This window comes from Clostridium sp. (genome assembly GCF_051656525.1).
Lineage (GTDB): Bacteria > Bacillota > Clostridia > Clostridiales > Clostridiaceae > Clostridium.
Genome location: NZ_JBOGCC010000135.1, coordinates 1 through 1,839, shown reverse-complemented (window position 1 = coordinate 1,839; position 1,839 = coordinate 1). Strand labels below are relative to the sequence as shown.

At 29.7% G+C, this 1,839-nt stretch carries 2 protein-coding genes; both read right to left on the bottom strand.

What is annotated here, in order from left to right; all coding sequences use genetic code 11:
* Positions 1 to 739: 739 nt before the first annotated feature.
* Positions 740 to 997 carry a hypothetical protein gene (locus ACRDDY_RS06920; protein ID WP_438564234.1) on the bottom strand — a complete coding sequence of 86 codons (258 nt, stop codon included), beginning with the start codon at positions 995 to 997 and terminating at the stop codon, positions 740 to 742.
* Positions 998 to 1,032: 35 nt separating this feature from the next.
* Positions 1,033 to 1,839 (bottom strand): hypothetical protein (locus ACRDDY_RS06915; protein ID WP_438564233.1); only part of this gene is annotated, 807 nt, incomplete at its 5' end.

The following is a 1,839-nucleotide window of genomic DNA, read 5'->3' as shown; positions in this document are numbered from 1 at the left end:
CTAAAATTTAAAATAATTATATTTTAAGAGTTTTATTGACATTTTCATACAAGTATTGTAAACTACTTTCAAGTTCCCCGACTTTAAAGGCTTTCACTATCAAAGTGAGGGCTTTTTTTTTATAAAAATTACAGAATTTGCTCAAAAATAAAGCCAGTTATATTTATTCAAATTACGGTTCGTCTTCACAAGGTTTTTTACAAGGATATGTTATAAAAATAACAAATATGGTGATTATAATCGGTAATTGTAGACCTAGTGATTCATCATTAATACTTCATTCATTAATACCTGTTGAATATAGACCTTTGGTAACTCAACAAGGACAAGCTTTTTCTATGATCTCCAATATAAATTCAAATAGTAGCTCACATACTATGTATTTTAAACCTAATGGAGATATCGAGTTTATGGGAAATAGTCACCTTGAAAACTCTATTTTTATTTGCATGTATAATATCTAATATTACAGAATTTACCAATATGGCCTGTAAAAAACGATTACAGAGTTGTCAAAGAAGATGAAGCTATTGAAAGTGGAGAATATCAATTAGATTCACGTTACACCTCTATTCCAGCTGAATGGGATTTTTGTGGTTCTCAAGCCTTTTTATCTGTTAGAAATACTGGAAGTGGTTATATTCACCAAATGGCTCTCTCTTACAATCATGGAAAAATAGCCGTTCGAAGACGAACAGGTGGAGATGTGCACCCACCATATATTTGGTCTCATTGGCAATTAGTTTAAAGGTATTTCTCTCCAACTATACCATTGGATATTAGGTAGCACATCAAAATGTCTCACAAAAGTCCTCCCAGTATCATACTCAATCCATTGAGCAACAGTATAATTAGTTGGATTTCCTTCCGAAGATACCCAACCAGTTATATTTAATATTCCATGATTATTAATAGGAATATTTTTAGTTAAAGGATCTGTTCTATACGAACCTAATCCTTGTATTAAATTGGCATCTTTAATATACTCACGAACCATAAAAATAGTTGGATTTTTACTTAAATTCTGTAATATTATATAATTTTAGCTATGAATGTAAAGGCGCTATTTTCAATTTGATTATTATAAATAACATTAGTAGATCCATATCTATATAATGCTATCAGAGAACCATCTCCACTTACCTTTATTCTAAATGGACCTGAATTAGGAGCTTGAATTAATTCTAGGACAACACCACTAATAGGATGATATATTTCTGGAATAATACCAGTTGGAACAATTACCTCTAAATAACTTCTATCTTTAGCTTCTATTTCAACTAAGATAATTGATACTAAATAACCTATTCGTCTTAAATGTATCCTATAGTTATCATAATCGATAGTTTCGAATTTTAATGTATATAAATTCTGTAATTTACCCAATAAGTCATTATTTGAAACTTCAATAAAATAAGCTGCATCTGCGTAATTTATAGAGGTATTTGCAATACACTTATATATCTTTTTATTTGCAGTATCATAATACCCTTTTCCAGCTACTTTGGCATTTGCGTTATTTAAAATTCCACCATATTCAATACCTAATATCTCAGCTAATTTATTTCCTTCTAAAACCTCATTTTGTCCAGTTCCGAAATTCTTATTAAACGCAGTATTTTTATTAAATGCTGGCTCCTTACCTCCTGCACTTTCCAAGGCCTCTTCTGCTTTCTCCATAGTTTTTGCTACTGCCATTGATGTTGCAAGAGTTTCTGAATCTTTTAAATTTGTTGCATCTGATTTTGTTTTATTAAATCCACTATTTTTATTAAATTTATTTTCTTTTTGATTCAAACCTTCTTCTAAATCTTCAATTGTTGGATATACTAAACTCTT

Excerpts from the sequence above, each read along its gene's own strand:
- ACRDDY_RS06920 (WP_438564234.1), bottom strand. The coding sequence starts at position 997 with ATGGTTCGTGAGTATATTAAAGATGCCAATTTAATACAAGGATTAGGT.